The sequence below is a fragment of the Nocardia violaceofusca NBRC 14427 genome (genome assembly GCF_963869435.1).
In the GTDB taxonomy this organism is placed as follows: Bacteria; Actinomycetota; Actinomycetes; order Mycobacteriales; family Mycobacteriaceae; genus Nocardia; species Nocardia aobensis.
Genome location: NZ_CAWMPM010000037.1, coordinates 39,062 through 61,201, shown reverse-complemented (window position 1 = coordinate 61,201; position 22,140 = coordinate 39,062). Strand labels below are relative to the sequence as shown.

19 protein-coding genes are annotated in these 22,140 nt (G+C 67.9%); 14 read left to right on the top strand and 5 right to left on the bottom strand.

Translation table 11 applies throughout. The features are described from left to right. The first annotated feature begins 147 nt into the window (after positions 1 to 147). Positions 148 to 2,139 carry an ArnT family glycosyltransferase gene (locus AC5592_RS28195; protein WP_063065992.1) on the top strand — a complete coding sequence of 664 codons (1,992 nt, stop codon included), beginning with the start codon at positions 148 to 150 and terminating at the stop codon, positions 2,137 to 2,139. A gap of 45 nt (positions 2,140 to 2,184) precedes the next feature. Here AC5592_RS28195 and AC5592_RS28190 read toward each other — a convergent pair whose 3' ends face one another. Next, positions 2,185 to 2,889 (bottom strand): DUF8020 domain-containing protein, encoded by a 705-nt coding sequence (locus AC5592_RS28190; protein ID WP_063065972.1) that lies wholly within the window; start codon positions 2,887 to 2,889, stop codon positions 2,185 to 2,187. A 138-nt stretch (positions 2,890 to 3,027) separates the two neighbouring features. Beyond that, positions 3,028 to 3,657 carry a TetR/AcrR family transcriptional regulator gene (locus AC5592_RS28185; RefSeq protein ID WP_063065971.1) on the bottom strand — a complete coding sequence of 210 codons (630 nt, stop codon included), beginning with the start codon at positions 3,655 to 3,657 and terminating at the stop codon, positions 3,028 to 3,030. A 151-nt stretch (positions 3,658 to 3,808) separates the two neighbouring features. On the opposite strand from AC5592_RS28185, the gene AC5592_RS28180 reads away from it, so the two are divergent. The 3 genes from AC5592_RS28180 to AC5592_RS28170 are packed head-to-tail and all read left to right on the top strand — an operon-like array spanning position 3,809 to position 6,923. Then, positions 3,809 to 5,185 (top strand): flavin-containing monooxygenase, encoded by a 1,377-nt coding sequence (locus tag AC5592_RS28180; RefSeq protein ID WP_036509686.1) that lies wholly within the window; start codon positions 3,809 to 3,811, stop codon positions 5,183 to 5,185. Then, positions 5,182 to 6,123, top strand: a complete 942-nt coding sequence (locus AC5592_RS28175) for an alpha/beta hydrolase (RefSeq protein WP_063065970.1) — start codon at positions 5,182 to 5,184, stop codon at positions 6,121 to 6,123. The genes AC5592_RS28180 and AC5592_RS28175 overlap by 4 nt, the downstream gene beginning before the upstream one ends. 56 nt (positions 6,124 to 6,179) lie before the next feature. Next, a complete protein-coding gene (locus tag AC5592_RS28170; RefSeq protein ID WP_063065991.1) occupies positions 6,180 to 6,923 on the top strand; it encodes an SDR family NAD(P)-dependent oxidoreductase in 744 nt (247 codons plus the stop codon). Here AC5592_RS28170 and AC5592_RS28165 read toward each other — a convergent pair. From AC5592_RS28165 to AC5592_RS28155, 3 genes are all read right to left on the bottom strand, one after another. Beyond that, the gene (locus AC5592_RS28165) at positions 6,920 to 7,348 is read right to left on the bottom strand and encodes a DUF6508 domain-containing protein (protein WP_157122281.1); all 429 of its coding nucleotides are present in this window, start codon (positions 7,346 to 7,348) and stop codon (positions 6,920 to 6,922) included. The two genes, AC5592_RS28170 and AC5592_RS28165, sit on opposite strands and share 4 nt — an antisense overlap. Positions 7,349 to 7,431: 83 nt before the next feature. Then, positions 7,432 to 8,937 (bottom strand): bifunctional phosphatase PAP2/diacylglycerol kinase family protein, encoded by a 1,506-nt coding sequence (locus tag AC5592_RS28160; RefSeq protein WP_036509633.1) that lies wholly within the window; start codon positions 8,935 to 8,937, stop codon positions 7,432 to 7,434. Positions 8,938 to 8,985: 48 nt separating this feature from the next. Further along, positions 8,986 to 9,693 carry a MerR family transcriptional regulator gene (locus AC5592_RS28155; RefSeq protein WP_036509631.1) on the bottom strand — a complete coding sequence of 236 codons (708 nt, stop codon included), beginning with the start codon at positions 9,691 to 9,693 and terminating at the stop codon, positions 8,986 to 8,988. A 422-nt stretch (positions 9,694 to 10,115) separates the two neighbouring features. Between AC5592_RS28155 and AC5592_RS28150 the strand changes: the two genes are divergently transcribed. The 10 genes from AC5592_RS28150 (at position 10,116) to AC5592_RS28105 (ending at position 22,136) form a co-directional block, all read left to right on the top strand. After that, positions 10,116 to 10,439: a hypothetical protein gene (locus AC5592_RS28150; RefSeq protein WP_157122279.1), complete on the top strand. Its 324-nt coding sequence runs from the start codon at positions 10,116 to 10,118 to the stop codon at positions 10,437 to 10,439. A 45-nt stretch (positions 10,440 to 10,484) separates the two neighbouring features. Continuing rightward, on the top strand, positions 10,485 to 11,375 hold the full coding sequence (locus AC5592_RS28145) for an ROK family protein (RefSeq protein ID WP_063065969.1): 891 nt from the start codon (positions 10,485 to 10,487) through the stop codon (positions 11,373 to 11,375). Positions 11,376 to 11,599: 224 nt separating this feature from the next. Continuing rightward, the gene (locus tag AC5592_RS28140) at positions 11,600 to 12,751 is read left to right on the top strand and encodes a GAF domain-containing protein (protein ID WP_269750214.1); all 1,152 of its coding nucleotides are present in this window, start codon (positions 11,600 to 11,602) and stop codon (positions 12,749 to 12,751) included. A gap of 86 nt (positions 12,752 to 12,837) precedes the next feature. Then, positions 12,838 to 13,848: a conjugal transfer protein gene (locus AC5592_RS28135; protein WP_232329587.1), complete on the top strand. Its 1,011-nt coding sequence runs from the start codon at positions 12,838 to 12,840 to the stop codon at positions 13,846 to 13,848. Between the two features lie 18 nt (positions 13,849 to 13,866). Beyond that, the gene (locus AC5592_RS28130; protein WP_036509625.1) at positions 13,867 to 14,136 is read left to right on the top strand and encodes a hypothetical protein; all 270 of its coding nucleotides are present in this window, start codon (positions 13,867 to 13,869) and stop codon (positions 14,134 to 14,136) included. Continuing rightward, positions 14,126 to 14,653 (top strand): hypothetical protein, encoded by a 528-nt coding sequence (locus AC5592_RS28125; protein ID WP_063065967.1) that lies wholly within the window; start codon positions 14,126 to 14,128, stop codon positions 14,651 to 14,653. Before AC5592_RS28130 ends, AC5592_RS28125 begins: the two co-directional genes overlap by 11 nt. After that, on the top strand, positions 14,653 to 17,181 hold the full coding sequence (locus tag AC5592_RS28120; RefSeq protein WP_063065966.1) for an ATP-binding protein: 2,529 nt from the start codon (positions 14,653 to 14,655) through the stop codon (positions 17,179 to 17,181). Before AC5592_RS28125 ends, AC5592_RS28120 begins: the two co-directional genes overlap by 1 nt. 12 nt (positions 17,182 to 17,193) lie before the next feature. Beyond that, on the top strand, positions 17,194 to 19,767 hold the full coding sequence (locus AC5592_RS28115) for a hypothetical protein (RefSeq protein ID WP_063065965.1): 2,574 nt from the start codon (positions 17,194 to 17,196) through the stop codon (positions 19,765 to 19,767). A gap of 48 nt (positions 19,768 to 19,815) precedes the next feature. Beyond that, positions 19,816 to 20,652 carry an NlpC/P60 family protein gene (locus AC5592_RS28110; RefSeq protein WP_157122277.1) on the top strand — a complete coding sequence of 279 codons (837 nt, stop codon included), beginning with the start codon at positions 19,816 to 19,818 and terminating at the stop codon, positions 20,650 to 20,652. After that, a complete protein-coding gene (locus AC5592_RS28105; protein WP_063065963.1) occupies positions 20,649 to 22,136 on the top strand; it encodes a C40 family peptidase in 1,488 nt (495 codons plus the stop codon). Before AC5592_RS28110 ends, AC5592_RS28105 begins: the two co-directional genes overlap by 4 nt. The last annotated feature ends 4 nt before the right edge of the window (positions 22,137 to 22,140 follow it).

The following is a 22,140-nucleotide window of genomic DNA, read 5'->3' as shown; positions in this document are numbered from 1 at the left end:
CTCTCTTACCCCAACCCTGGTTGAGGTCAAGGATGTCGTCTCACAGTTCGCGCATAGCTTCGGCAAAGAGCCGGCCCACCTCCGGGCGCGATCCTCGATGCGACGGCCGCGGCAGACAGCCCGGTGAGCGAGGCGGAGGAGAACCGTATGACGATCACAGAGGCGCCGCGTCGGCAGGCCGAGCCGACCGGATCGCCACCGCAGACCGCGAAATGGGGAGCTCTCCTGTCGGGCCCCTCCGACCAGCCGCGATGGGCGCGGCCCGGATTGCTGGTGCTGCTCGTCGCGACCGCGTTCCTGTACCTGTGGGGTCTGAGTGCGTCGGGATGGGCGAACGACTTCTATGCCGCCGCTGTGCAGGCGGGCACGCAGAGCTGGAAGGCCCTGCTGTTCGGATCGCTCGACTCCGGTAACGCCATCACCGTCGACAAACCACCCGCCGCGCTGTGGGTGATGGGATTGTCCGGGTGGCTGCTCGGATTCAGTTCCTTCTCGCTGCTGCTGCCGCAGGCGCTGATGGGTGTGGCGTCGGTCGGGCTGGTGTACGGGGCGGTGCGGCGCTGGAGCGGTCCGGCGGCCGGTCTGATCGCGGGTGCGGCGCTCGCGCTGACTCCCGTCGCGGCGCTGATGTTCCGGTTCGACAACCCGGACGCCCTGCTGGTCCTGCTGCTGGTCGCGGCGGCCTATTGCACCGTCCGCGCCACCGAGAAGGGCAGTGGCCGCTGGCTCGCGGCGGCCGGGGTGGCGGTCGGTTTCGGCTTCCTCACCAAGATGATGCAGGCCTTCCTGGTGCTGCCCGCGCTGGGCCTGGTGTTCCTCGTCGCCGCGCCGATCGCGTTGCGTGCCCGGATCCTGAAACTCCTGGGAGCCGTTGTCGCACTGATCATTTCGGGCGGCTGGTTCGTCGCACTGGTGAGCCTGTGGCCGGCCGATTCGCGCCCCTACATCGGTGGCTCCACCGACAACAGCCTGCTCGAACTCGCCCTGGGCTACAACGGCCTCGGTCGGGTGATGGGCGGCGAAGGCAACGGCGGTGGCGGCGGTGGCCCCGGTGGGGGCGGCAATACCGGATTCGGTGGCAGCACCGGCATCACCCGCCTGTTCGGCGACTCGATGGGCACCGAGATCTCGTGGCTGCTCCCGGCGGCGCTGATCGGGCTGGCGGCCGGCCTGTGGTTCACCCGGCGCACACCCCGCACCGGACGCATCCGCGCGAGCCTGCTCCTCTGGGGCGGCTGGCTGCTGGTCACCGGCGTCGTCTTCAGCTTCATGCAGGGCACCATTCACCCCTACTACACCGTGGCCCTGGCGCCGGCGATCGCCGCGCTGGTCGGCATCGCGGTGGTGGAGCTGTGGCGCGGACGTGAATTCCGTTCGGCGCGTGCGGCATTGGGTCTGATGTTGGCGGCCACCGGCGTGTGGAACTTCGTCCTGCTGGATCGCACACCCGACTGGTATCCGGCGCTGCGCTGGATCGTGCTGGTCGGCTCGATCGTGGTCGCGGCGATCCTCATCGCCGGCGCGCACGCCCTCGGCACGATGACCGTGGCGGTCGCCGCGGCCGGACTGCTGTTCGGCTTCGCCGGCACTGCCGCCTATGCCCTGGAAACCGCGGCGACCCCGCACAGCGGGTCGATTCCGACCTCCGGGCCCAGCAGCGGCCACAGCATGGGCGGGTTCGGCGGCATGCCTCCCGGCGGAAACTCCGCGAACGCGCAACCACCCGGCAGTGCCGATTCGACGGGCTCATCGACCGGTGCGCGCAACGGCAATCCCGGCGGAGGCGACTCCGACAACACCGCCCTGCAGGAACTGCTGAAGAGTGCGACCAACCGCTGGGCGGCCGCCACGGTCGGCTCCCAATCCGCGGGCAGCCTCGAATTGTCCACCGGCACATCGATCATGGCGATCGGCGGCTTCACCGGCAGCGACAACTCGCCAACCCTGGCCCAATTCCAGCAGTACGTGAACAACGGTGACATCCACTACTTCTTCGCGGGCGGCGGTCCCGGTGGCGGCCGTGGTCCGGGTGGCGGCTCCGGCAGCGCGAGCGAGATCACCAGCTGGGTCGAATCCCATTACACCGCAATAACAGTGGGCGGCACGACGGTCTACGACCTGACCCAGCCCACCAGCTGAGGACGAACTCGGGCCCCGCGATCGATCGCGGGGCCCGAGTCGCGTTCAGTTGCTCTCGCTGTCGTGGGTGTGCTGTTCGTAGGGCTGGTTCATGGTGTGCTGGAACTTGATTGCGGAGGCGATGCCGACGGGGACGCCGAGGAGCGCGGCGCCGAGGATGGCGCCCATACCGCCCAGGACGCCCGCTCCGGCCAAGCAGCCGGCGATGAGGGTGAGTCCGGCGGCGTCGAGGACGGGCGCGCCGAACACCGCGCCCGCGACGGCGCCGACTCCGCAGCCGACCGCCAGGCCGATGAGACCACCGGTCATCGTTCCGACGCTGGTAGCCAGGCCGAACTCGTTGATAGCGGCCTGGATCGCGGCATCGAAACGCTCGGTCTGCGGATCGCCGTCGATGTTCTCGAGGTGCAGTTCCGGCGTCGCCGCGCGTGCCGCTGCCCGCACCTCCGGTGCGGCGTGGACGGCGGTCAGTGCCTTCGGCTCGGCCGGGAAGGCGGTGACGCCGGCGACCGTGGCGCCGGAGGCGTCGCGCACCTGGAATTGCCCGCCCGCCGCGACGAGCGTGGCCGTCGCGGTCTCGATCACCACGGACTGATCCGCGGTGGAGCTGGTGTACTGCACGCCCGGCATGATCTCGGTGCTCAGGACGTGATCTGCCGCCATGGGCGCGGCCGATGCGATGGCCGAACCGGCGCCCAGGGCGCCCACCACCGTCATCGCGGTGACGGTCATGCGGGTGATCTTGTTCATCTGATCTCTGTTCCGTTCTGTGTTCTGCGCAGCGCTCGATGGAGCGAGATCAGACACTAACGGAAATGATTTCCATTTTCCATTCGACGATACGAACCGAATGGCGTGAAGTGGGCGCGACAGCGCCGGTGGCCCTGGTCAGGTCGTACGGCGGCTCCGCTGAGACGTGCCGGCAGGGGCGTGGCGCAGAGCGGGCAGCAGGTAGGTGTCCAGGTGATGCGACACCGCGGCGGGATCGTCGGGGTCGATGGTGTCGCCGGGAACAGTGCCGAGACTGATCAGGATCCGGGCCACCCACTCGGCGACTTCGCCCAGGTCGTGGCTGGGGTGTACTTCGCCGCGCTCGGCGGCGCGGTCGATGTAGGGGCGCCAGAACGCGGCCAGCGCCGGGACGAGGGCGGTGACGCCGGCGCCGGCGCACGCCGCGAACTCCTCGGGTTCGGAGGAGCGCAGGCGCATGAGCAGCGCGCCCGGGTCGTCGTAGGCGCCGCGGCCGATGCGCACGCCGATGGTGAGTTGTTCGGCGAAGGTGTCGATGCGGTCGAGTTCGGCGCGCGCGTCGTTCCACCAGGTGTCGGTGAGCCGCACGATCGCGGCGCCGATCAGCGCGGGTTTGTCCGGGAAGTGCCGGTACAGCCAGGCGCGCGAGACGCCCGCCGCCTCGGCCACCTCCATCATGGTAGTAGCCCGAATTCCCTTGGCGGCCAGTAACTTCTGTGTCGCTTCCAAGAGCCGATCGACCACCGTCGTGGTTGTCGTCTCGCTCATCCGCCGCCCCTTTCGCCGCACACCCGCACCGGTCCGTTGTCGACCGGTTTCGGGAAAACCCTAGCAATGTGTGGACAGATCTGAGAATGTGTCTACTAGTAGACAGTATCAAGAATCTGTCTACACGCCCCACGGCGTGAAAGGAGTGGTGATGTATCAACCGCGTACCGCGGTCATCGGCGCCGGAATCAGCGGTCTGACCGCCGGCAAGATGCTCGGCGACTACGGGGTGCCGTATGTGTGCTTCGAATCCTCGGATCGAGTCGGCGGCAACTGGGCCTTCGGCAATCCGAACGGGCACAGCAGCGCATATCGCTCCCTGCACATCGACACCTCGAAACATCAGCTGTCGTTCCGCGACTTCCCGATGCCCGAGGAATTCCCGGACTTCCCGCACCACACCCAGATCAAGCAGTATCTCGACGATTACTGCGCCGCCTTCGATCTCTACCGTTCCATCGAATTCGGCAACGGTGTGGAACACGCGCGGCGCCTGCCGGGTGGCGGCTGGGAGCTGCGCACCCAGCGAAACGAGGTGCGTCACTTCGATTTCCTGGTCGTGGCGAACGGCCATCACTGGGATCCGCGCTATCCGCAATTCCCGGGCGAATTCACCGGCCGCACCATGCACGCCCACCACTACATCGACCCGCGCACCCCGATGGACTTCTCCGATCAGCGCATTCTGGTCGTCGGGCTGGGTAACAGTGCCGCCGATATCGCGGTGGAGCTGTCGTCGAAGGCGCTGGGCAACAAGCTGACGCTGTCCACCCGCTCCGGCGCCTGGATCGTGCCGAAATACATCGCCGGCAAGCCGGCCGACAAGTATTACCGCACCAGCCCGTACATCCCGTTCTCCTGGCAGCGCAAGGTCGCGCAGTGGGGTCAGCCGCTGACGGCGGGGCGGCCGGAGAACTACGGCCTGCCCAAGCCGAATCACAAATTCTTCGAGGCGCATCCGACCCAGTCGGTGGAACTGCCGCTGCGGCTGGGTTCGGGCGATGTGATCCCGAAACCGAATATCGACCGATTCGACGGCGCCACCGTGCATTTCGCGGACGGCACGGCCGACGATTTCGACATCATCATCTACGCCACCGGCTACAACATCACCTTCCCGTTCTTCGACCCGGAGTTCATCAGTGCTCCGGACAACAAGATCGATCTGTACAAGCGGATGTTCCTGCCCGGGATCGAGGATCTGGCCTTCGCCGGATTCGCCCAGTCCACTCCGACTCTGTTCCCGTTCGTCGAATGTCAGGCGCGGTTGATCGGAGCGTATGCGGTGGGCCGCTACCGGTTGCCGTCCGCGGAGGAGATGCGGCGGGTGATCGTCGCCGAACAACAGCACTACACCGGCCATATGGTGCCCAGTGCCCGCCACACCCAGCAGGTGGACTACTTCCTCTACGAACACGATATGCGGGCGCGCGAGATTCCGGCCGGCGCGGAACGAGCGCGGCTGGCGGGGCCACCGCCGTGGGCGCGAGTGACGGAGGCGGATCGACCGGTGGGAGTGGCGCAGTGACGACGTATCGGCAGGTCGACTTCAGCTCCGGCGGAACCACCTGTGACGCATGGTTTTTCGAGGGGACGGCGGACGGGCCGTTCGACGGTCCCGAGGGCCGCCCGGTCGTGGTGATGGCACACGGATTCGGTGGGACGAAGGATTCCGGACTGGAACCGTTCGCGCAGCGCCTCGCCGCGGCCGGACTCGCCGTATTCGCCTTCGACTACCGGGGTTTCGGCGCCTCCGCCGGTGCGCCCCGGCAGCGGGTCTCGATGGCCGCGCAGGCCGAGGACTACCGCGCCGCACTGGCCGCGGCCGCACGACAGCCCGGGGTGGATCCGAATCGTCTGGTGGCATGGGGCATCTCACTGTCCGGTGGCCATGCCCTCACCGTCTCCGCGGATCGCTCCGACATCTGCGCCGTGGTGGCGCTGGTGCCGCTGGTGAACGGATTGGCCGCGGGCCGAGTCGCTTTCGCGCAGGTCGGCGCGGCGGCGATCGCGAAATCCACGGTGTCGAGCGTGCGCAGCGCCCTGGCCGGCCGCTTCGGTGGCAATCGGGTGATGATGCCGCTGGTCGGCAGGCCCGGCGAGCATGCCGCCCTGACCGCCGACGGCTATTACGAGAGCTATACCGCACTGGCCGGTCCGACCTGGCGCAACGAGGTCGACGCGGCGATCGGGCTGGAACTGGGCAACTACCGCGCCGATCGGCGAGCCGCGCGCATCACCGCGCCGGTGCTGATGCAGATCGCAGACTTCGACCGGGCCGCGCCGGCTCATGCGGCGGCCAAGGCCGCCTTCGCCGCACGTGCCGAGGTGCGCCACTATCCGTGCGACCACTTCGACATCTTCGCCGGCAACGACTGGTTCGAACCCGCCGTCGACCATCAGGTGCACTTTCTGACCCGCCATCTCGCCGCGCAGCGCGCGACCACCCAGGAGGCGCGGCGATGAGCACACCCGGCGACGCGGCGAACCTGCCCGAAACCCCTGCGGGCACACGGGGCGCGATGGTGATCGGCGGCGGTTCGGGCATCGGCCGCGCCACCGGACATGCGCTGGCGCGCGACGGTTTTCGCGTCGTGGTCGCCGATGTGAATCTCGAGGCGGCACGGACGGTGGCGGCCGAGATCGGCGGTGCGGCGAGCGCGGTGGCGCTCGACGTCACCGACGAGGCCTCGGTGGCCGCCGGCTTCGACGCGAGCGGCGACCTCCACGCGGTGGTGAACTGCGCGGGTCTGTCACTGCCCGGCCCGATCACCGAACTCGAACTGGCACAGTGGAAGACGACCGTCGACGTCTGCCTCACCGGATCCTTCCTGGCGATCAAATACGCGGGCCGCCACCTCGCCGACGGCGGATCCATCACCTGCATCGCCTCCCTCAACGGCCGTCAGCCCGGCACCGGAATGGCCGGTTACTGTTCGGCCAAGGCGGGTGTGCTGATGCTGGTGGAGGTCGCGGCGCTGGAGTTGGCCGAGCGTGGCATCCGGGTGAACGCGATCAGTCCGGGCCTGGTCGACACCCCGCTGGTCGCCGGTATCGCGTATGTGCCGGGGTTGACCGAGGAATACCTCGAGAACACCCCGCTCGGGCGTAGCGGCCGGCCCGAGGAGATCGCCGAGATGGCGGCCTTCCTGGCCTCCGACCGGGCCAGCTGGATGACCGGTGCGGCCGTCGATCTCAACGGCGGCGCGCATCTGAAGCGCTATCCCGACGTCCTCGCCCGGGTGCGCGCGCTGGCCGAGGGTTAACGTCCCGCGTGCGGGTAGGTGTGCTGATGCAGGCGGTGCAGGAGCGCCTGCATCAGCCCCGACTCGAAGGCCGAGGCCAGCGTGCCCTCGGTGAAGCGGTCCGCGCGGACCAGCAGGGTGAGGTATTGCAGGCACTGCTGGGCCGTGCAGGTCGCCAGCACCGCGCGGTCGCGGCGCTGGATCACCTGCTGCCCTTCTTCCCAAGCGCCCCAATTGAAGTGGGTCAGCAGCAGATGCCGATCGACCAGGAAGCGCACCACCTCGTCCAGGACCGGCGCCTTCCGCGACCGGGCCGCGGCGGCGGTGCCGGAGGCGGCTTTGTCGACCCGGCACACCAGATCGGTGAGCACGCCGCGATCGTGTGCGGTCAGCCGCGCCAGAGCGGCCTCGGCCGATTCGACCGTCATGGGATTGGCCTGCGTCACGATCCGACACCTCCGTCATGTGAAAACTAGGGATTTCATACCACGAGGTGTGTACTTCTTCTCGGCGCAGGCTCCGGTGCGGGCTAGCGGCGGGGACCCGAATCACGGTCGGCAACCCGGAATACCGGCAGTGTCGAGGGATCGCCGATGAAATCGAAAGACGCACCGCGCGTGTCGACTTCGCCGTCGGTGGCCAGCGAAATCGGCGGTCCGTCCACGCGTACCCGCAACTTGTCCGCACGTCGATGGACGTAGGTGGGCGAATCACCGAGGGTTCCGGTGAGCGAGGCCCAGATCAGCCGCGCCCGCGAGAACCGCCGATCCGCCCGCAGATACCGGATATCGAGTCCCGCACCGTGCAGATCGGTTCGGGCCGTGGGCACTTGGTCGCCGGGGCGGTAGGTTCCGTTGCCCACGAACAACATCCACACCGAGGCCGGCTCGCCGTCGATGGTGGCGCGCAGCGGCTGGGCGCGCACGAGCACGCAGACCATCGCCACCGCGGCGGCCGGCCATTTGCCGATGCGATGTTCCCAGCGTTCGCGCAGCCGGACGAAATCCGGATAACCGCCGAGGCTGGCGGTGTTCACCAGCGTGCGTTCGCTGCCGTCGTCCAGGCGCACCCGCGCGGTGTCGGCCAGCGCCAGTTGACCGGAGGAGAGGGCGATGACGGTGGCGGCGATATCCTCGACACCTACGTCGCGGGCGAAATGGTTCAGGGTGCCGCCCGGGAAGACGGCCAGCGGGAGCCCGTGTCGCACAGCCGCTTCCGCGACCGCCGAGACCGTGCCGTCCCCGCCCAGAACGCCGAGCGCGCGAATCGAACCGGATCGCACCCGGGTGTCGATCTCGGCGTCCAAGTCGATATCCTCGCCGAGTTCGAGCAGAACCGCCTCCGGCAGCTTCCGGATCAGATCGGCCAGCAGTCCGCCGCCGTCGCCGCTACCGGCATTCGGATTCGCGACCAGCAGCAGGCCCTCGCCGCCGATCAGCGGTTCGATCCGCTGGGCCGGGCCGACCGTCGCGGGTTCGTCGCGACGCACCGCCCACCATCGCCTGGTGCCCACCGCGACGGCGGCGCCGAGCGCCGCGCCGGCGAGCACGTCGGTGGGCCAGTGCACGCCCACGTGCACCCGCGAATACGCGACCGCCGCCGCCACCGGCGCCACCGCGACCGCCAGCGCCGGTGATTCCTGCGCCACTCCGGTGACGAAGGCCGCCGCCGAGGCGGCGTGGCCGGAGGGAAACGACGAGGAGATCGGCGGCGAGATCAGGCGCCGCATCTGCGGCACCGCCTCGGCAGGGGGCCGGCGCCGCGGGAACAGTGGTTTGCCGACGCCGTTGGCCAACCCGCTCGCGATGCCGACGGCGACGAGTCCGCGCGCTCCGGCGCGGCGCTGAGCAGTGGTCCCGAAGGCGATGGCGCCCACGCCCGCCGCGATCCACAGCCGATTGGCGTTGGCGGCGTGGCTCAGCGAGCGCAGAACGGTATCGGCGGCACTCGGCCGCAACCGCGCGCTCCGGTCGACCAGACGCCGATCCAGCGTATTGATTCCGCGAACCCGCCGCGGGACGAGAGGCCTGCGCATTCCCAGAGCCTACCGGCCCGGTGCGACGGACACGGCGAACAACCGGACTTATCGGGCGGCCTCGTTGGGTGCGGGCAGTTCCGCGTGCCGGGCGAAGGCCTGGTCGATCAGCTCGGAGGCGGCGCGGGTGACGATCAGGCGGGCGATGGCCACCTCGGTTTCCAGCCGCGCGCGGTCCTTGCTGTCGCGCTGTGAGCGCTCGTAGGCCTGCCCGGCCAGGCAGTAGAACAATTCGGTGGCGTAGCGGTCGGCGATCTGGTTGCATTCCCCGCGCAGCCGCTCGACGAGCTGGAAGGCGGTGGTGTCGGGCACCCCGCTGTCGATGAGGCGCGCGGCGAGGTCGCCACAGCGCGGATTGGCGACCCGATAGGCCTCCAGGGGGTCGGAACTGCCGGCCAGTGCCTGTTTGACGTAGTCGGGCAGATCCGCGAGCGGATCGTCGTTGTTCGGCTTCTCCTGTGTGGCGGCGGGTTCGCGCTCGCCCGGAGCGTCGCTTACCCCGAGGACATCGGCGAGCCCGTCGCCGCGATCCCATGCCTCGAGCAGTTCACGGATCCCGTTGAGCTTCATACCCCGGCTGAGCAGCCGGCTGATCGTGTGCAGCCGCTCCAGGTGATCGGATCCGTAGTAGCCGATGCGGCCCCGGACTTCCGGTGACGGCAACAACCCCCGTTCGTGGTACACGCGGACACTGCGCACGGTGGTGTCTGCTGCCCGCGCCAGCTCGTCGATCGTGTACTCCGAGTGCACAGCCATACCTCTTAGGAAATCACAACTTACCCCGTAGAAAAACGGACCGTACAAAAACGTCCCGTTAAGTGACGATACATCCGTGCAACGACTTGGTCAATGTGCCGTTAAATAGCGGCGAAAGCGGTTGCTGACAGCCAAATCGTGGGTTAACGTGCCGAGTACAGCAGTTCGCTGCTGGTTGCCGGGGACTGTTGAGCAGCCCCGATGCCCGCCCGACCATGGGCCACGTCTGCGAACCACACGGTGATTGCACGCGTGTGTCCTCGGCATCCCCGGAGACGGAAATGAGCACAATCCACTCGCGTCGGCTTCCCCTCGGATCCCCTGTGCCGACCGCACTTTCACCTCTACCCGCGCCGTCGGCGACAGTGCGCTCCGCGCACCGGCCCCCCTGCGCGGACGGCCCCGACGACTGGGATCTCGACGTGGGCAACCCCGAATCCTGGCGCGCCGCAGTGCGGATCTGTTCCGGCTGCCCCCTGCTGGCCGAATGTTCCCAGCTCGCACAGACTCTCATCACGCGCGGTGACGGCCCCCGCGCGATGATCTGGGCCGGCGTCGCCTACGACAGCGCGGGCAAGATCGTAGAGAACCTGGACCGCCACCGCACCGCGCCGATCGACCACAAACGCCCGCTGCGCATCATCCGCACCGGCGCGCGGCCGGTCTGTGCCGAACCCGCGCCGCCCACCCCACGGCGGCGTATCGTGCTCGGGCATCGGCTGCGGCCGACCGGGATCGGCGCGTGACGAACGCGCCGATGGATGGAAACGATTGTGGCGGTGGGTGACTGAATGACGGTTCTGGCTCTGCAGATCGGTGCGGACGGCTTCGCGGCGTGCCGGGTGGCCGACGATGTCGAGGAAGACGACGTCCGCCGCGTTCCGATACCGGCCGCCGGCACCTGGGAAGTGTGCCGCGACCTGCTCGTCGAGGCGGCCGAGGGCCAGGACGTCACCGCCGTAGGAATCGCCTCGCCGGGCCCGATCGACATGTCCGCCGGTGTGGTGGCGCCCGTCGAGATACCCGAGTGGCGAACCGGTTTCGCGCTGACGCAAGCGGTGGGCAAACTGTTCCCGGCGGCGAATGTCCAGATCGGCCTCGACGGGGTGTGTATGTCGCTGGCCGAGCGCAACTTCGGGGCCACCAGCGACGTCATGGACGCGCTGTCGGTGCTGGTCTCCGACCGGATCACCGCGGGCGTATCGGTCGGCGGGTTCTCCGTGGTCGGGCGCACCGGCAACGCGGGACATTTCGGCCACGTGCTCGTTCCGGGCTTCGACGACCCCTGTGAATGCGGTGGTCGTGGCTGTGTCGAGGCCGTGGCCGGTGGGCGTTCGCTGCTTCGCTGGGCGCGGGCCCAGGGCTTCGGTGGCACGACCGTGGCCGAGCTGAACGCCGCGGCGGCGGACGGGGATTCCGTGGCGACCGAGGGCTTGCAGCGGGCGGGCACGGCACTGGGCCGGGCCATCGCCTCGGTGGCGCCCCTGCTCGACTTCGACCTGGTGGTGCTGGGTGGCACGGTGTCCAAAGCCGGTCCGGCGCTGTGGAAACCGTTGAACGCGGCAGTGGCGACGCACGCCCGTATCGGCTTTCTCACCGGGCTGCGGGTGATCCCGTCGGAGATCGACGACATCGGTGTACTGGCCGGCGCCGGAGTGCTCGGCATCATGGCCGGCGGCTGATCGAACCGTACTCGTACCGAAGAGCCGATACCGGAGCGTCTTCCGTCCTATGGTGGGATGAAGTGCTCCGGTCGGTTTGTTATGCCGTCGGTCGGCTCTCCTGCTACCTGCGGAAATGCCGAAACCTGTTGATTGAACCGCTATCTAACGGTACATTAAACAGGTAACGAGCTGACTCGTCGGAGTCAGATCCCCCGGAGGAACGGCTGGTACGGGCGAGCGCGATGCGAAGCGACGCAGTAATCCCATGGATAACCATTGAGACGTTGATGCCGGACGTGATGACGGTGGCATCGGTGGGGGAGACGCCGCGTGAGTTCGCGAGCTGGCAGCGAGTCGTGCAGCGGGTGCTGACGAAGATGCCGGCGGTATACGACAGCCTCACCACCGCGCGGCTTGCCGATGCGCTGTATTCGGCACGGGACCGGGCCGAGGAGGTGGATCTGCGGATCCCGACCCGGGCCGGACAACACGAACTGAAGCTGCGGCCGGTCTTCGGTCCGGCCGGCGACGTGCACGGCCTGCGGCTGTGGATAGGACCGGCCGCGGCGACGGTCGCCGAGCCGCGTCCCGCGGTCGGCGCGATCTGGGATCTGGACTCCCAGACCGTGCAGCAGCCCAGCGGGATCACCCGATTGCCCGGCGTGGACGTGCAGGAATATGTGCCCCGGATGTCGATCGCCGAGGTGTTCCACCGCATGACGGCCTTCGATCGCCATTCGGAAGTGCTCGATCTGCTCTACGAGCCCAAGGCCGGCGCCAAGATGCAATTCGACGTCGCGGTGCCGCACAACTCCGGCAGGCCCGGCCGCTGGCGGGTCACCATCCGCGCACGCGACGACGACCGCACCCGTGGTGCGTGGTGGTTGATCGAGGATGTGTCCTCCGATGATCAGCCCGCGACGTGGTCGACGCTCGAACGCGTCGGACTGCGCGAGGCGCATCGACGGGCCGGAACCCATCTGGCGGTCATCGAACTCGAGCACACCAGCATCTCGCACTGGCTCACCGATCCGGCGCCATGGATGCGCTGGGACTACCTGTTCCGTCCGGTGGACGTCTTCCATCCCGACGACCGTGGCCGGCTGATCGAACTCAGCGGACGGCTGGCGGCCGGAGACACGGCCGGGGTGACGGTGCGAGCGCTCAATTACGGCGGCGGCTACACACCGACCTCGATGCTGCTGTACCCGTATCCGGGATATTCGACGCGGCAGCTGGCCATCGCGCAATTGGTTCGGGTCGCCGACGACGTCCCGATGATGGAACCGCATCGCGAGGCGTTCGCGGCGCGGAACCATCGGGTGCCGATCGGTTACGACGATCAACTTCAGCACCGGCTCGCCTTTCGCATGAATCGCAGCCCGGTGAATTGACGCCCACGCCGGTATCGCCGGCGAAGTTCCCACCCGGGGGAATAGCCGAAACGGGTAACGTGGTGCAGCTCTCTACCATTTCGAGAGTGCGGACATCGGCTGGCAGACGGGCGGATTCGGGCGAGGAGTTACTTCGCCGGATGGCCGCTCGCCGCCGCCGCGACAACGCCGTATTCGCCGTCCTCGCCGTGCTGGCGGTCCTCGGTGGCGGGCACGCGGTCCTGAGCTGGTTCGCCACACCGCCGCCGGGGCCTTCCGACGCCACGACCACCACGATCGTCGGAAATGCGCAATTGGCGGAATCGTTCGCGCAGGAATTCGTGCTGACCTACCTGTCGGCGACGAACGGGCAGCAGGAGAAGCTCGCCGAATTCGTCGACGCACAGCAGATGACGCTCCCGTCCACGCCGCGGCAGGTCTCCGATCCGATCGTCGTCTTCGCCTCGCGGAGTATCGGCAACAGCAGTATGGACGTCTGGGCGGTGACCGTATCGGTCCGCGTCGCGAAAACCGGTGCGGCGGGCGGACTTCGCGAGTACTACCGCGTGCCGGTCTCGGTCGCCGCCGACGGCCGCCGCCGCGCGCTGGCACTCCCGTCGGCGGTGGGCGCACCCGGCCGCGGCAACGACCTGGTGCTGAACTACGAGATCTCCTGCGGCACGGACACTCCGCTGGCACAGGTGGCATCCGGATTCCTGGCCGCCTACCTCACCGGCTCCGGCGACGTGGCCCGCTACGTCACGCCCAACTCCGGGATCGCGGCCCTGCAACCGGCTCCGTACACGGCCGTCGAGACGACCACGGTGTCGTCGGAGGACGCGAGCTGTGGTGCGAGCGCGGGCTCGGCGAAAGTGCTCGCCACGATCAATCCGAAGGCCGGCGCCGGCGCCGCTCCGACTCTGGCCTATCCGCTCACGATGATCCGCAACTCGGGACAGTGGCAGGTGCAATCCATGGATGCCCTTCCGGCCCTGCGCAACCCGCTGGCGGTCGTCTCCGGCGCACAGACGCAGGACTCCGCCAAGGCGTCCGCTTCCGGCACTCCGACCACCGCACCGTCGACCGCGGTCTCGGTCCCACCGGCGACACAGAACTGATCCGGAAAGGACGGCGTCATGGGAAGTCAACTCGGCTACATCCTCTTCAACATCCTGCAATTCGTGCGCTGGGCAGGCATCATCATCATCGCGATCGCGGGTATGACGCTGCTCATCTCCGAGGGGGTGAAATCGAAACTGTCCCCCGGAAAGGTGCTCGGCGTCGCGGCGTCGGCCATCGTGGCGGCGATCCTGTTCTGGATCCTGCCGACCGTGGTGAACTACGCCCGGGTGGACTCCAACCGCATCGTGCCGGACCAGCCCGTCGGCGGAGTGTATGGCCACTGAGCTGATCAAGGTCTACACGCCGATCAAACGTGTCCCGATCATGATCGGCAAGGCCCAGAACGGGCAGAAGCTTCCGTTCGGGCCGTACACCCTGCCGCAGATCATCTCCGGCGTGGTGGTGATCCTGATCGCCTCGGTCCTGGCGATGGCGTTGCCGATCAACCCGGCGGTGACCTTCCTGATCGGGGTGGCCCTGACCGTCGCCGTGGTGTTCGGCATCGGCCTGATTCCGTATACCGGTGTGCGGCTGACGTCCCGCGTGATGTGGGTGGGACGGTTGATCCTGATTCGAAAGCCGGTGTCCGCCTCCGGAATTCCGGTGACCCCCGACTCCGCGCGGCACACGATGTACGTCGAGGAGAGCATCGTGGTGATCCTGCCCGATCGACGGGCCGACGCCGTGGAGCCGCCATCACCGCGGACCCGCGTGCTGCCCGGGAATGTGCTCGACAGATGGAGTAGGACGTTGGCGAAGGTGAGCGACAACGACAGTGTGCCCGCCGGGGAGCGTGGCTGATGGCATTCGTTCGCGATCTGCAACCGACCGCGGCGGTGCGCGGAAATCTCCAGTTCACGCACGCGGGACTGGTGACCGCCACCTATTTCATCAATCCCCTCGGCTACGGACTGCGCCGGTCGGGCGACAAACACAACGTGAAATCGGCGCACCACGCGCTGGTGAACAGCCTGCCCGCCGGTTCGCTGCTGCTGGGCATTCAGGCCCGGCTCAATACGCTGGATGTCCTGAGCAAAATGGTCGAGGGCGTGGACCTCGACGAATGCGAGGACTACGCCCTCGAGGTGGTCGCCTCCTACGAGCGGGTGCAGGCGATCCTGCCGCAGACGCGGATATTCCTGCTGAGCATTCCGGTGGGTAATGCCGGCGCCGGGATCTCCGGGCTCTCGCGGATGTGGCGCAGTGGTTCCACCGCGGTCGACGTCTCGTCGATCTCGCGCGAAGCGCTCGACCAATACGACGAGAAGGCCAACGAGATCCTGTCCCGCATCGGCGGTGACTTCGATCCGGTTCCGGTGCCGGCCGCGATATTCCAGTGGTTGTGGGAGCACTATCTCTCCCGTGGCGCGGCGGGCGATCCGGTCGCGCCCACGCGCGCGGGAGTGATCGACGACGCCACCGCGGCGGTATTCCGCTCCGCCGCCCTCGACGAGGGGGCCCAGGCCGACAGCAGCCGCCGCGTGCGACCGTCGTTCGTACCGGTGATCAAGGTGGTGCAGCCCGACTACGAATTCCGCCCGTCGTATCAGGCCATGCTCACCCCGCACGCATTTCCCTACGGCGGCATGCCTTTTCCCGGTGGCAGCGAATTCCTCGGTGTGCTCGAAGGGATGGACGACGTCACGGTCGACTGGGCGATGCGGGTGTCGACCAAACCGGCCGAATCCGTGCTCAAGAGCAACGAACTGAATCTGCGCCGCCTCGGCGAACAGATGGATCAGCGCGACCAGGAGATCTCGTTCGCGCAGAACACCCTGATGTCCAAGGCGGCGATGCTCGCCGAGTACAACCACCACTTCGAGGTCAACAGCGGTGAATCGGAGGTGTCGTTCACGACGGTGATCGCGGTCGGCAGCTCCTCACACGAGACCACGATGGACGCCGTCAACATGCTCAAGCGGCGCTACAAGCGTTTCCAGGTCGAGATGACCGCACCGCTGGGTGCCCAGGTCGATCTGTGGTCGATGATGATTCCCGGCAGCCCGCACCGCCGGGCCTACGACGACTTCGCGCACATCCTGCCCTCGGATATGTGGGCGGGTTTCGTACCGTTCACCACCAGTCAGATCGGTGACGACAGTGGGCCCGTCATCGGGGTGAACCTGCTCTCGGGCAATTACGAGCCGATCCATTTCGGGATCATGGAGGCGGCGCTGCACGATCTGTCCGCCTCGTTCGCCGTCACCGGCGAATTGGGTTCGGGCAAGTCGTATTTCCTGAAACTGATGGCCGTGCTCGTCCACGATATGGGCGGGCAGTTCCTGGCTATCGACCGCAGTCAGGTGGGGGAGTGGGAATACTTCGCCTCCTCCATCGACAATGCCGTCGTCATCGATCTGAGTAATCCGACCGTCTCCCTGGACCCGCTGCGATTGTTCGCGCCCCGGGTCGCCGGCGAGCGGACACTGGATTCCATTCTGCCGCTGCTGGATCTGTCGCCGACCAGTGGTGCCGGCGCGGCCATGAGCAGTCTGCTCACGCCTCGCGGCATCGCCGAACACGGCATTCGCAGCATGCTGGACCTGCACGATGTGGTCTGCCGGTTGCGCGACAGCGGCGCCGGTGACGAATTCGCGGATCTGGCCGCGCGCCTGGGCACCATTCTCGATCGGGTTCCGGTGCTGTTCGATCCGACGCTGCCGGTGCTGCGGCTCGATGCCGCCGCCACCGTGGTGCGCAGCCACAATCTGGCGCTGCCCACCGCCGAGGAATTGACCACCCCGCACCTCTACAACCGGCTGCCGCTGACCAAGCGGCTCGGCACCGCACTCTACGAACTCGTGGGAGTCGCTGCGCGCGAGGCGTTTCTGTCCGACAACGGCCGGTTCGGACTCCTCGTCGGCGATGAGGCCCACCACTTCACCCAAACCCACGTCGGATCGGCCGTCACGTCCGATTTCAGCCGTGACGGCCGAAAGCACCTGGCCGCCATCGGTTTGGCCTCCCACGATCCGGCCACCGACTTCCAGGGCGCGGCGCACAATCTGATCCCGAACCGTTTCGTCTTCCGGCAGCGCGACGAAACGCTGGCGCGCAACAGTTTGCAGTGGCTGGGCGTCGACCTGGACGAGACTCCGTTCCTGCTGCAGGTGCTGCGGGAGGAGACGTCACCGCCCAGCGGGCCGGGACGCACCGTGCCGGACGAACGCCGCGGTGAGATGTTCATGCGCGATGCGCTCAACCGCATCGGCCGCGGAAAGGTCTTCGGCCCCGCCCGGCCGGATCGCGCGGAGGCGATCGGCAGTACGCCGCAGACCGCGGGAGCCGGTGCGCGCCGGTCGGCGGTGGCCCGGCAGGTCTCGGTGTGAGCGGAAGTCCGGATGAGTACCTCTAGCACCGCCTCCGACCGCCGTCGCGGTCCGCGACTATTCGAGAACGGTCCCCGCCTGTTCGACGCCTCCCGGGCACTCGAGTTCTGGGACGCCGAACAGTGGCAACCGCGCGTGGTCGCCCGCCGCTGCTGGCGCCGGCTGACCTCGACCCGGCGGCGCCGGTGGATCACCTGGTCGGTGATCGTCGCGGTGGTCTTCCTGGTCGTCCCGATGGTCGTCGGGGCGGTCGCCACCGCGGCCGTGGAGACCGAGACCGAGGGGCCGGGCGGCAACAGCGCGCTGGGCTGGACGAAAGTCCGTGACTCCCAGGGTGTTTCGCTCGCCGATTACGTCTACGCGACCAACCACGGCGGCATCCTGCACCCCGGCAACACCGGGCTGGCGATCGTGCTCGGCCTGCTGTTCGCCTTCTTCATGGTGCTGGTCACGCTGCCGACCTGGATGGTCGGCTGGGTGCTCGACTTCGGCTGGTTGAATGTGTTCAGCGCGCCGTTGAACGGGGTGGCGCACGCCCTGTCCGGGCAGCTGGCGACGCCGATCATGCTGGCGACCTTCGCCTCCATCGGTGCCCTCATCGCCGCCTACTTCCTCCAGCGCGGTTTTCACGCCAAGGCCGTGGTCCAGGTACTGACGATGCTCGTGGTCGCGGTGATCGGGCCGGTCTATCTATCCGATCCGCTCGGTGAGGTGCTGTCCTCACACGGGCTGCTGGCCGAGGGACGCAATGTCGGACTGTCGGTGTCGGCGGGCTTGAACGGCAACAGCAATCCCGATCCGTCCGCCATGGTGCCGACCCTGCAGGAGGATATGGCCGACAATTTCGCGCGCCGCCCGTTGCAGGTGTGGAATTTCGGGCATGTCGTCGACGATCGGCCCGGATGCGCGGCGGCCTGGTCGGCCGGTGTGCGGTCGGGAAGCGAAGGCAAGATCAAGGACGGGATGAAGTCGTGCGGGGACCAGGCGGCCGCCCGCGCCGCCGACAACCCGAGCTTCGGGCAGATCGGCGCCGGTCTGCTGCTGCTGATCACCGCGACGATCCTGCTCATCTTCGCCGCCTATCTGTCGCTCAAGATCATCTGGTCGGCCCTGGACTCGGTGTACTGGGGAATCATGACGATCTTCGGATTCGCCGGTGGCGGACTGGTTTACGGTCCGACCCAGACGTTCACCGTGCGCGCGGTCGTACACGGCATGATGTCCGCGGTGCGGATGTGCGTGCAGATCATCGCGCTCGGGGTCTATCTGCTGTTCTTCGGAGATCTGTTCCGGCAGGCCAAGGGGCAGGAGATGTCGGTGTTCGTCATCGGCGCCATCGTGATGATCGTGGGCTTCCTCCAGTTCAAGCGGCTGACCGCCAGCCTGGACAGCGGAAACGAATGGGTGGCCAACAGATTCGCGCTGGCCATCCAGAACCCGGGCCGAGGCGGCGGTGGCGGCGGTGGTGGCGGGGGCCATGCGCTGGGGATGGGCGAGATGGGCGCGCACCACAAGTTGGGCAGCGGAACGATGATGGCCGTCATGGCCGGCGCGAGCACCATCTCGAACTCGCCTCTGACCGAATGGTTGCTCGGCGCCCTTCCGGGCGGCTTTCACCCGCAGTCGCGAATGAAGAAATTGATGACCGAGGCGCAGGCCGGCGTGTGGGTGGACGAGACGCGACTCGGCGGTAAGCGGGGCTGGTATGTCCAGTCGATGGCGAAGTGGGAGGCCTTGAGCCGGGAGGCCCGCTCAGGCGCACGCGCATACGGGGGTTCCCGGGGAATCGAATCCATTCGCGGAATGGCCGGCGCGATTCAGGGGGTGCTGGATGCCGATGGCGGTATCGCCGACGCGCACGGCGCGATGCTCGGCGCGGGGCTGAAGAACGACAGATTGGGCCACATCGTCGGGCGGTCCCGGAAGATCATCGCCGACAACGCCAGCAGTGAGAGTGTGGCGGACAAGGACCTCAGCCTGCTGGTCGCCGCGCTGCGCCGGAGCCAGAACTCGGCGCGTCTGCTCGTCAACGGGAAGGGCGATGCGGTGGAAACCGCCGCCGATTTCGCGAATTTGGAGCAGGCATCGCGTGCGTTCCGGCGGATCAAGCGTGGCGGTGTCGCCTTGGACGGCGGGGCGGCATCAGGCGTCGAGCGGGATTTCGTCAAGGACTACATGCTGAACCCCACGAAAGAAAAGATGGTGGCACTGCAGGCTGTCATCGATGGTGACGACCTCGCTGCGGGGGCTCTCGCCAGCAACAAAGGTGCGCAGGAGCTGCTCAGAATCGGAATCAACGGAACCAGCAGGCTGTCTCGCGAACGTGCGGCTCGAATGAGCCAGTGGATCGGCAACGAGCACGCCAAGGACATCCAGAAGGCGACCGAACATCTGATGGAGGATGTGACCGATGCCAACCGGATCAGAGACCTGAGAACGCTGGTCTTCGACGCGGTGAATACCGACCACTGGGCCAGCGGTGCGCAGGGAACTCCTTGGAACTCGGTGGCCCCGAGAGGCCAGAACAATGCCAACCCCAACTGGCAGAGCCGAATGTCCGAGGTCGCGAGATATCTGGAGCCGTAGGACGAGGTCGGAAGGTACGCAATGCTGGGTCGGTTCATACTCCTTTCATTGATCCCGGCGTGGGTGTGGATCGGGCTGCTCGTGGTAGCGGCACTGTTCGGATTGGCCACCGTGCTGGTGGTCGCCACCGACAGCTCCGGCTCGGCGGCCTCGGCGGATTTCCGGTACCAGTGCGACAGTGCGCTGGGGCCGGACGAGGAGAGCAGCACCGACACCGGCACGAACATCGGAACCACCGAGACGGCGCAGCCGTCGGATATTCCGACCACCAATCCCTTCGCCGAACTCACCATCGCCCCCGACGATTCCGAGGTGTCGGGTTGGGAGCGCGACTGTGTGACGGCGATGCAGTCCGCGCCGTACCAATTGCCGGCGCTGCGAACGACCAATGCCGGTGCCGCGGTCGATTGTGCTCGTCAGGTCGCGCTGGCGCAGGTGGGGCAGTCGATGACGGCGGCCGTGCTGGCGAAGAACGTGATCTACCAGGCGTCGGCGGTGTGGACCACCGGCCGATGCGGGTTGCTGGGCGCGGCGCCCGGTGATCCCGCCGCGAGCGCGGGGCGGGCGGGTGCGGAATCCGCGCCGGCGGCCGGCGGTTGCGGGCGGTCCGCGCAGAGCCCCGGCGCCGATGTCTCCTCGGTCGTCGTTTTGCCGGATACCGTTGCCGCGCAGGGGCTGTGCGGGCAGCGGGTCGAAACGGACCGCGTGTCGGCCGGGGATCTGGTGTTCTGGGACTACCGGTCGCATATGCCGACCAGGGTGGGTATCGCGGTCGGCCCGGCCGCGGTGGTGACCGCCGACCCGATATCCGGCGGCGTGCTGGAGACCGGCATGCCCAGCGGTGCCGGGGTACGAGTGAAACGGGTCCTGGGGAGCGGATCATGACCAGTGCGGAAGTGTGGCATACCGGCCTCGACCCGGTCCCGGAACCGGAGTCGAATGCCGAGCCCGAACACGACGGTGAGAATCCGCCGAGTCCGGGGACGCCGTGGACGAAGCCGGGGCAGCGGAAGCCGGGCGGATCGGGTACGTCGGCACCGCCGGCGCCCGGTTCCGGTGCGGCGCAAGCAGATCCGAGCAAGCAGGCGGCGCCGGGAGAGGGAACGCCCGCTGCTCCGCCGGCCGCCGCCCCGCCGGCCGCCGCCGCACCTGCCGCACCGGCCCCGCCCGCCCCGCCGCCGGCGTCGTCCGGATCGATCCCCTCGGGTGTGGGCGCGTCGACCGTGGGAACCGGTGGCCCGGTACAAGCGGCCACGCCCGGTACCGGTGCGGGCGCCGTTCCACCGCAACCGGCGGCCGGACGCGGCGCGGACGGGCACGACGGCGGCGGACTCGATCCGGACGCCATGATGTCGATTTTGCCGGCCGCGATGATGGGCATGAGCATGCTGCCCATGCTCGCCTCGGCGCTGTCCGGCCTCGGTAAGGGCGGCGGCGGAAACGGTTCCGGCACACAGCAATCCGGCTCGGGCGGCACGTTGACCCCCGAGGCGCAGCAGGCGCTCGACGCACTGCAGAAACTCAAGAAGACCTACGGCGACGAGGGGAAGGACCCCACCGGTCCCAACTCCGGCGGCAGCGGAAAACAGCTCGACACCGGCACCGGTTCGGGCAGCAGCACCGGCAGCGGGAAGACCGCCGCGCAGATCAAGGCACACCAGCTGTTCCAGCGCAATGCGGCCACGGCCTTCAACACCCTCGACAACGACCTGGTCAACTACATGCGCCGGCTGGCCGGCAAGCACAAACTCGACAAGAAGGCCGTCACTCAACTACTGCGCGATGTCGACACCGAACTCGCCGAACTGGGCTCGGCGGCCTATACCAAGGCCGGGCAGCTGAAGGTGCACGACATCCTCACCAAGGCCCTCGAGAAGGCCACTCGCATCGTCAGTGGCGGCAGCGCGAACTCGAAGGAGGCCGCGGCCGAAATCAACCGTCTCACCAAGCAGTACATGTACAACCTGGCCGGCCGGAAATACACCCAGCCGGCCGGTACGACCGCATCGTCGGCCGCGCAGAAGGCCGTCCAGGTGGCCCTGCAGCAGCAGGGCGATCCCTATGTCTGGGGCGCGGAAGGGCCCAATTCGTTCGACTGCTCCGGTTTGACCCAGTACGCGGCCCGGGCAGCGGGTGTGCAGATTCCGCGAGTCGCCTCGGCGCAGTACCGCCAGCTTCCGGAGGTCGCCCCGAACGCCATCCAGCCCGGCGACCTGATCTTCCCGCAGTCGGAGTTCAACAACGGCAATCCCGGTCACGTCATGATGTACATCGGCAACGGCAAGTGCGTCGAGGCCCCGCACACCGGAGCCGTGGTGCGCGTGGTCAATCTGCCCAGCAGTTATCACGCCACTCGCTGGGCGAAGTGAGCGG

Bases quoted from the DNA above. Each gene is read 5' to 3' on its own strand.
- AC5592_RS28195 (WP_063065992.1), top strand. From the start codon at position 148: ATGACGATCACAGAGGCGCCGCGTCGGCAGGCCGAGCCGACCGGATCG.
- AC5592_RS28180 (WP_036509686.1), top strand. From the start codon at position 3,809: ATGTATCAACCGCGTACCGCGGTCATCGGCGCCGGAATCAGCGGTCTG.
- AC5592_RS28125 (WP_063065967.1), top strand. From the start codon at position 14,126: ATGGCCACTGAGCTGATCAAGGTCTACACGCCGATCAAACGTGTCCCG.
- AC5592_RS28190 (WP_063065972.1), bottom strand. From the start codon at position 2,889: ATGAACAAGATCACCCGCATGACCGTCACCGCGATGACGGTGGTGGGC.
- AC5592_RS28115 (WP_063065965.1), top strand. From the start codon at position 17,194: ATGAGTACCTCTAGCACCGCCTCCGACCGCCGTCGCGGTCCGCGACTA.
- AC5592_RS28120 (WP_063065966.1), top strand. From the start codon at position 14,653: ATGGCATTCGTTCGCGATCTGCAACCGACCGCGGCGGTGCGCGGAAAT.
- AC5592_RS28130 (WP_036509625.1), top strand. From the start codon at position 13,867: ATGGGAAGTCAACTCGGCTACATCCTCTTCAACATCCTGCAATTCGTG.
- AC5592_RS28170 (WP_063065991.1), top strand. From the start codon at position 6,180: ATGGTGATCGGCGGCGGTTCGGGCATCGGCCGCGCCACCGGACATGCG.
- AC5592_RS28145 (WP_063065969.1), top strand. From the start codon at position 10,485: ATGACGGTTCTGGCTCTGCAGATCGGTGCGGACGGCTTCGCGGCGTGC.
- AC5592_RS28140 (WP_269750214.1), top strand. From the start codon at position 11,600: ATGCGAAGCGACGCAGTAATCCCATGGATAACCATTGAGACGTTGATG.
- AC5592_RS28160 (WP_036509633.1), bottom strand. From the start codon at position 8,937: ATGCGCAGGCCTCTCGTCCCGCGGCGGGTTCGCGGAATCAATACGCTG.
- AC5592_RS28105 (WP_063065963.1), top strand. From the start codon at position 20,649: ATGACCAGTGCGGAAGTGTGGCATACCGGCCTCGACCCGGTCCCGGAA.
- AC5592_RS28155 (WP_036509631.1), bottom strand. From the start codon at position 9,693: ATGGCTGTGCACTCGGAGTACACGATCGACGAGCTGGCGCGGGCAGCA.
- AC5592_RS28185 (WP_063065971.1), bottom strand. From the start codon at position 3,657: ATGAGCGAGACGACAACCACGACGGTGGTCGATCGGCTCTTGGAAGCG.